This is a genomic window from Arenibacter sp. S6351L (genome assembly GCF_023016025.1).
GTDB classification, from domain to species: Bacteria; Bacteroidota; Bacteroidia; order Flavobacteriales; family Flavobacteriaceae; genus Arenibacter; species Arenibacter algicola_B.
On the sequence record NZ_JALKBB010000003.1, the window covers coordinates 270,265 to 278,746 of the forward strand.

At 40.2% G+C, this 8,482-nt stretch carries 6 protein-coding genes; 5 read left to right on the forward strand and 1 reads right to left on the reverse strand.

Features of this window, described 5'->3' with window-relative positions; translation table 11 throughout:
• Positions 1–12: 12 nt before the first annotated feature.
• From MWU82_RS04390 to MWU82_RS04410, 5 genes are all read left to right on the forward strand, one after another.
• Positions 13–3,765 (forward strand): efflux RND transporter permease subunit, encoded by a 3,753-nt coding sequence (locus tag MWU82_RS04390; protein ID WP_247095367.1) that lies wholly within the window; start codon positions 13–15, stop codon positions 3,763–3,765.
• Positions 3,762–4,982, forward strand: a complete 1,221-nt coding sequence (locus MWU82_RS04395; RefSeq protein WP_247095368.1) for a TolC family protein — start codon at positions 3,762–3,764, stop codon at positions 4,980–4,982. The genes MWU82_RS04390 and MWU82_RS04395 overlap by 4 nt, the downstream gene beginning before the upstream one ends.
• 73 nt (positions 4,983–5,055) lie before the next feature.
• Positions 5,056–5,640: a DUF3347 domain-containing protein gene (locus MWU82_RS04400; protein ID WP_215949843.1), complete on the forward strand. Its 585-nt coding sequence runs from the start codon at positions 5,056–5,058 to the stop codon at positions 5,638–5,640.
• Positions 5,641–5,781: 141 nt separating this feature from the next.
• Positions 5,782–6,261 carry a DUF305 domain-containing protein gene (locus tag MWU82_RS04405; protein ID WP_215949842.1) on the forward strand — a complete coding sequence of 160 codons (480 nt, stop codon included), beginning with the start codon at positions 5,782–5,784 and terminating at the stop codon, positions 6,259–6,261.
• An 18-nt stretch (positions 6,262–6,279) separates the two neighbouring features.
• On the forward strand, positions 6,280–8,016 hold the full coding sequence (locus MWU82_RS04410) for an efflux RND transporter periplasmic adaptor subunit (protein ID WP_247095369.1): 1,737 nt from the start codon (positions 6,280–6,282) through the stop codon (positions 8,014–8,016).
• A 109-nt stretch (positions 8,017–8,125) separates the two neighbouring features.
• Here the strand turns inward: MWU82_RS04410 and MWU82_RS04415 are convergent.
• On the reverse strand, positions 8,126–8,482 hold a 357-nt coding region (locus tag MWU82_RS04415), incomplete at its 5' end, for a hypothetical protein (protein WP_247095370.1).

Sequence of the window (8,482 nt, forward strand, 5' to 3'; positions counted from 1 at the left end):
TTACCAAAATCCATGCTGAACAAAGGCATAAAATTTCTAATAGAAAACAAACTCGTTGCAGTTCTAATGCTTACCCTTTTTGTAGGCTGGGGCATTGTGAACGCACCTTTTAATTGGGATACAGGTTTTTTACCTACAGATCCGGTGGCCGTGGATGCCATTCCAGATATAGGTGAAAATCAGCAAATAGTTTTTACCAAGTGGGAAGGACGTTCCCCACAGGATATAGAGGATCAAATTACTTATCCTCTTACTTCCTCACTTTTAGGTATCCCTGGTGTAAAGACTATCCGTAGCTCCTCCATGTTCGGTTTTTCCAGTATCTACATCATTTTTGAAGAAGATATTGAATTCTATTGGTCACGCAGTCGGATCCTGGAAAAACTAAATTCCTTACCCAGCGGACTGTTGCCCGACAATGTAAATCCAGCCCTAGGTCCCGATGCTACTGGTTTAGGCCAGATCTTTTGGTATACGCTGGAAGGTCGCGATAAAGATGGTAATGTTACAGGCGGATGGGATCTTCAGGAATTGCGAAGTATTCAGGACTATTATGTAAAGTATGCACTTTCTTCTGCTGCAGGAGTTTCAGAAGTCGCCTCCATTGGTGGATATGTTAAGGAATATCAGGTAGATGTAAATCCTGAAATCATGAGGCAGTACAATATAAGCTTGAGCGATATTGTAAAAGCCGTTAAAAAATCCAATCAGGATATAGGTGCCCAAACCTTGGAGATTAATCAAGCCGAATACTTGGTACGTGGCCTAGGCTATGTTGAGTCTATTGAGGATATTGAAAACGCCGTAGTAAGTTCTGAAAATTTTACCTCCCTTCGTATTAAGGATTTGGGGAAGGTACATATGGGACCGGCACCTCGTCGTGGAATATTGGACAAGGAAGGTGCGGAAGTAGTAGGTGGGGTAGTAGTAGCAAGGTATGGCTCAAACCCTCTAGAGGTCATTAACAATGTTAAAAAGCAAATCGAGGAATTGGCTGCAGGATTACCCTCCAAGCAATTGGAGGATGGTAGGACTTCCCAAGTGACCATTGTACCTTTCTACGATAGAACGGAATTGATACATGAAACCTTGGGGACACTTAATGAAGCTTTGACCTTGGAAATTCTCATTACTATCCTGGTCATAATTGTAATGATATTCAATTTACGGGCTTCCATTCTAATCTCCGGTTTATTGCCAGTAGCCGTATTAATGGTTTTTGTTACCATGAAGCTTTTTAATGTAGATGCCAATATTGTTGCCCTATCAGGTATTGCAATAGCAATCGGGACCATGGTGGATGTGGGGGTGATTCTCGCCGAGAATATGATAAGACATTTGGAAGATGAGAAATTGCGCCATAGCGAAAATGGAACCACCTTTTCCATCAACGAAATTATTTATAATGCCACTTCAGAAGTTTCTGGTGCCATTTTAACTGCTGTACTTACCACTATTATTAGTTTTATACCCGTCTTTACCATGATAGGTGCGGAAGGGAAACTTTTCCGGCCCCTGGCTTTCACCAAAACCATGGCGCTTACGGCCTCGCTGATTATAGCACTTTTTTTAATTCCCCCTTTTGCGGCAGTACTCTTTAAGAAAACCAACCTCAAGAGAAATTCCAAATATGTTCTTAATGTTGTCCTAGTTGCACTTGGGTCCACAGCAATTTTTTACGGATATTGGCTGGGACTTATTCTTATAGTTTTTGCTGCCACTGCGTTTTTAGGTATTCAAGGGAAAATTTCGCCTAAAAGGGCAAATTTGATCAATATTATTATATCGGTTGTTGCCATTGTACTCCTTCTTGCCGTTTATTGGAGACCCCTTGGCTTTGATCGAAGCATAATCATGAACCTTATTTTTGTTAGTATTATCTGCTTTGGTTTATTGGGGACTTTCACAATTTTCAGAAACTACTATTCCCGTATACTTCAATGGGCCTTGGCCAATAAATTGCTCTTCCTGATAATTCCTACAACGGTTTTGACCTTGGGATTTATTATCATGAAAAATACGGGCAAGGAATTTATGCCCGCCCTGAACGAAGGGTCATTTTTATTAATGCCTACATCTCTTCCACATGCAGGTGTAGAAGAGAATAAACGTGTACTACAGCAGTTGGACATGGCCGTAGCCAGCATTCCGGAAATTGAAACCGTAGTAGGTAAATCCGGACGCACGGAGTCGGCCTTGGATCCCGCACCGCTTTCCATGTACGAAAATGTAATTCAGTACAAATCGGAGTACATGCGTAATTCGGCCGGGGAGCGACAGCGATATCAAGTAAACGAAGATGGCCTGTTTGTACTAAAAAATGGCAATTTTATTATTAATCCCAATAATGAATTGGACGATGACATACATTATGAAGAGTCCCAACTGCAAACAACGGTGACAAGAGGTGACCTTGTTCCTGACAACAATGGCGAATATTATAGAAACTGGCGACCTAAAATAAATTCGCCAGACGATATCTGGAATGAAATAGTTAGGGTAACAAAACTTCCAGGTGTTACTTCTGCTCCTAAATTGCAACCCATAGAAACACGTTTGGTGATGTTGCAAACGGGTATGCGTGCACCTATGGGAATTAAGGTGAAGGGTCAAGATTTACGGGAAATAGAAGCCTTTGGTCTGGAGTTGGAAAAAATCCTTAAACAGGTGGATGGCGTAAAAGAACAGGCCGTATTTGCAGACCGTATCGTTGGTAAGCCCTATTTATTAATAGATATCGATCGCGATCAACTTGCGCGCTATGGCATATCTATTATGGACGTACAGGAAATTCTGCAGGTAGCAGTTGGTGGAATGCCCTTGACACAGACCGTGGAAGGCAGGGAAAGGTACTCTATAAGGGTACGTTATCCACGGGAATTACGGGAAAATCCATCAGATCTTGAAAATATTTATGTCCCGGTGGAAAAGGGGAGTCCTGTGCCTTTGGGCCAATTGGTAAATATTAGATACGAACAGGGGCCACAGGTCATTAAAAGTGAAGATACCTTCCTGGTTGGGTATGTTTTGTTCGATAAACTTGATGGCTTTGCAGAAGTAAACGTTGTGGAGAATGCACAGGCCATAATCAAGGGAAAAATAGATAGTGGTGAACTAGTGGTGCCCAAGGGAATTAATTATCAATTTACAGGAACCTACGAAAACCAATTGCGAGCGGAAAAAACGCTATCCATAGTAGTTCCGTTGGCATTAATAATCATCTTTTTGATACTGTATTTTCAGTTTAGATCCGTAGCAACCTCCCTAATGGTATTTACGGGAATTACGGTTGCTTTTGCTGGCGGATTCATCATGATATGGCTTTACGGTCAAGACTGGTTTTTAAACTTTAGTTTTTTCGGAGAAAATCTAAGGGATTTGTTCAATATGAAAACCATCAATTTAAGTGTGGCTGTATGGGTAGGATTTATTGCTCTCTTTGGTATAGCTACAGATGATGGGGTAGTCATGGCCACATATCTTACTCAAACTTTTGACCGTGAAAATCCAACGGATAAAAAAGGAATTCGATTAGCGGCATTGGAGGCGGCAGAGAAACGTATTAGACCCTGTTTAATGACAACGGTCACTACTATCCTTGCCCTCTTGCCCGTAATGACCTCTACAGGAAAAGGCAGTGATATTATGATACCCATGGCAATCCCCATTTTCGGTGGAATGGTCATAGATATCACCTCCTATTTTATTGTGCCGGTATTGTACAGCTGGAAAAAGGAATTTCAATTAAAACGAGCAAGCAAATGAAAAATATAACATTCATCATCTGTCTTTTAATGGTTTCCACTTGGGCGAAAGCACAGGATCTTCAATCCTATATTAAGGAGGCCCAGGTAAATAATCCACAGATACAGGCCTTTGATCTGAAATACAGCATTGCCCAAGAGAAGGTGAACGAGGTAAATACCCTTCCCAACACCACGGTGAGCGCAGGCTATTTCGTAAGTGAACCAGAAACACGAACAGGAGCACAACGCGCACGGTTTTCGGTATCACAGATGTTGCCCTGGTTTGGAACCATAACGGCGCGGCAAAATTATGCTGTGTCCATGTCCAATGTGGATTATATTGAAATAGCTATAGCCAAACGCAAATTGGCGCTTGCTGTAGCCCAATCTTATTACCAATTGTATGCCATTGAGGCTAAGCAAAAGGTACTGGACCAGAACATACAATTACTGAAGACCTATGAGCGATTGGCATTGACTTCAGTTGAAGTAGGTAAGGCCTCGGCCGTTGATGTTTTGAAATTACAAATACGGCAAAATGAAATGCGTCAACAAAGGGCAATTTTGGATCAGGATTATTTGGCCGAAAAAACTAATTTCAACAATCTTTTAAATAGAAAGGAGACCATGTCTATTGATGTTGTTCCTGAAATGACCCTTCCCTTGGAAGACCCTATTTACTTGGGGAATGGATTGGAACTTAATCCTGAAATCCTGAAGTATGATGAAATGTTTGAATCCATAGTTCAATCAGAATTGCTCAATAAAAAGGATGGGGCTCCCAATATTGGTTTTGGACTGGATTACATTCCCATTCAGGAAAGACCGGACATGAGTTTTGACGACAATGGGAAAGATATTGTGATGCCTATGCTTACTTTCTCGATCCCTATTTTCAACAATCGTATTAAATCTGTTTCCAAACAAAACGAAATGCGCCTAAAAGAAACCGAATTGCAAAAAAACGAGCGATTTAATCTGCTTCAATCAGCATTGGCCAAGGCAGAGTCTGGTCGTAATGAAGCGCGTATAAAATATAATACCCAACGGATCAATCTAAAACAGGCCAAGAATGCGGAAGAAATCCTAATGAAAAATTATGAGACGGGTACCATTGATTTTAATGATGTACTGGACATTCAGGAATTGCAACTGAAATTCCAGATAAACGAAATAGAGGCCGTTAAAGCCTATTTTGGGCAAATGGCCCTAATAAACTATCTAACGAATCAATAAAAATTTTATATCAATCAATTGATTATCAATTACTAAATTAATTTTAATACAGAAACTTTTAAAACCAAAACCTATGAAAAGAAATGTAAATATTACCCTAACAATTGCAGCGATTTCAATAATATCCCTTTCTTCCTGTAAGGACGAAAACAAAAAAGAATCGACCGCACCAATAAGTAATGAAATAAACCAAGAGACTGCAACTGCCCAGGGTAATACAGAGAATATTGCGCAGGATGAAAAAGCAATTGCTGTGGTAAATGGATATTTATCGCTCAAGGATGCACTGGTAGCAGATGATACGGACGCAGCAGTCAATACAAGCAAAAAGTTGCTTGTCGCATTGGAAAATTTTGATATCACCGCCTATTCCGATACGGAGCAATCAGAATTACAGGACATCATTGAAGAGGCCATGGAACATGCAGAACAAATTGCAGAAAGCCCTATAGATCTTCAACGCGAGCATTTCAAAGTTTTGAGCAAGGACGTTACGGAAATGGTAGCCATCACTGGAACCAATACAAAATTGTACGAGCAGTTCTGTCCAATGTACGATAAGGGTACGGCTTGGCTGAGTACCAGTAAAGAGATTAAGAATCCATATTATGGTAGTAAAATGTTGGCTTGTGGAAAAGTACAGAAAGAGATAAACTAGATGAAAGTAGGAAAAATATATTGATTCTTTCACCGGCCAATTCGGCACATGGGATTAATTCTGTATTTAGTAGATTCTGATTTGGTATCCATTCCCATACAAAAAAGGAGAATTTAATTATTAATCTTAAAATCTAAAACAATGGAAAATAAAGACAAAAATGGTAAGAACCAATACACAAAATTTGTTTTAATGTTGGCCGCATCATTTGTAGCCATGTACATTACAATGTATTTAAACTCCTACCAAATGGATCATGTATATTTTAGTCTTACACGGTTCTATATGAGTTGTTTGGGCATTTCTGCAATGGCGATAATTATGTTTGTTGCAATGCGCAGTATGTACAGGAATAATAAGAAAAACATAGCCATTGTACTGGGGAGCATAGTGCTTTTTACCACTGCACTGACTTTGGTAAGAGCACAAGCCCCTATAATAGGAGATGTACTTTGGATGAAAGCGATGATACCTCATCACTCGATAGCAATTTTGACCAGTGAGCGGGCCGACATTAAAGATCCAGAGGTCAAAAAATTGGCAGAAGATATTATTAAAGCCCAAAAAAAAGAGATTGAAGAAATGAAGGCAATGATAAACAGATTGGAAAACAATAAATAATACCCTGAAATAAATATCATGAATAAGAACGTTTTATACATTGGAATAGCCGTGATTGCTGGTTTATTTGCCGGTTACCTCATTTTTGGAGGATCAACAAAAACATCCACTACAAATACAGTGAATTCCAATATTTCGGAAGACCACAATCACTCAGGAGAATCCGTGGCCCAAATGTGGACCTGTTCCATGCACCCACAGATTCTGCAACCGGAACCAGGGGACTGTCCTATTTGTGGTATGGATCTGATAACTGCGGAAACAAGTGCTGATGGACTTGCCTTGAACGAAATAAAAATGACCAAGAATGCTATGGCCTTGGCCAACGTTCAAACGATAAAAGTCGGCACTACTACTTCTGATAGCGAAAATATTATTTCCATATCAGGAAAAATAAAAATGAACGAGGAATCCAATGCCATTCAGGCCAGTTATTTTGATGGTAGGATAGAACGTCTTAATATCGACTATGTTGGACAAGAGGTGAAAAAAGGTCAACTGTTGGCTACCATATATGCGCCCAATCTTGTTACAGCGCAGCAGGAATTGATTACTGCTGCATCCTTAAAGGAAACACAGCAAGAATTATATAAAGCTGTACGCAATAAGTTGCAACTTTGGAAGCTTACGGAAAGGCAAATCAATAGCATTGAGGATACAGGAAAAGTACTTGAAAACTTCCCAATTTATGCAACCGTTTCGGGTACGGTTTCTGAGAAACTGGCTTCGGAAGGAGACTATGTTAAACAAGGGCTGCCTATTTTAAAGGTAAGTAACTTAAATTCGGTTTGGGCCGAATTCGACGTTTACGAGAATCAAATAGCACAATTCAAGGTAGGTCAAAAAATTAAAATAATTTCCAATGCCTATCCCAACAAAGTGTTTGATGCAAGTGTTTCCTTTATAGACCCTGTTCTAAATACAAGAACCAGAACGGTTGCCATTCGCGCCGTATTGCAGAATGATGACCGATTGTTCAAACCTGGAATGTTCGTATCTGGGAAAATTGAAAGTTTCACAACCAGTCCATCTGGGCAATTAAGCATTCCTGCTACTGCCGTTATGTGGACAGGGGAACGTTCATTGGTATATATTAAGACCAATCCCAACGAACCTGTATTTAAAATGAGGGAAATTACCCTTGGCAATAGAAATGGAGATGCTTTCACGGTTGTTTCCGGGTTGGAAAATGGCGATGAAATCGTAACCAACGGAACCTTTACAGTAGATGCAGCTGCACAGTTACAAGGTAAAAAATCCATGATGAACAAGGACAAGATGACAACTGAGCCAGAAGCGCCTGTTATGAAAATAACATTGCCCCAAGCATTTCAGATAAGTTTTAAGGATGCAATTGATCATTATATTGATATGAAGAATGCCTTTGTTGAAGGTAATTCCGAGCAAGTTTCTGCTTTAGCGAAATCGACTTCCCAAAAACTAAAATCGATAACTAAAGATGGATTGGGCAAAATGGAAAAAGCTCACCTAACGAAGAGTATTGAAATGCTGGATGCCATTGGGGATAATCCCGACTTGGAGAACCAACGTTCCCTCTTCGTTATATTAAATGAAAATTTTGTGCCTTTGGCCAAAAATACAAAAGGGTTATCAGAGAAGTTATATGTACAAAAGTGTCCAATGGCCGATAACAATAAGGGGGCATTTTGGCTTAGCAATCAAAAGGAAATTCGGAATCCGTACTATGGAGAGCAAATGATGAGCTGTGGAAGTATAATAGATTCGGTCCAGTAAAGTTGGCGTACACTTTTGAATAATCTACTGTCACCTATAAAAACAAAGCCCCGTAAACATTAATCAACGGGGTGTTTCAACGGAGAAAGAGACATTCACATCAATGGATTCACTGCGTGCATCCCATAAGGCAATCCCGGGCAAGCATGGAAACCATAACAAGCTCGCGCTTGTTGGTCTTTTGTTTCCTTCCAACAAATGGATTCACTGCGTGCATCCCAATTAGGCAATCCCTGGCAAGCATACAAACCATAACAAGCTCGCGCTTGTTGGTCTTTTGTTTCCTTCCAATAAATGGATTCACTGCGTGCATCCCAATTAGACCATCCCGGGCAAGCATGGAAACCATAACAAGCTGGCGCTTGTTGGTTTTTTGTTTCCTTCCTATAAATGGATTCACTGCGTGCATCCCAATTAGGCAATCCCGGGCAAGCATACAAACCATAACAAGCTGGCGCTTGTTGGT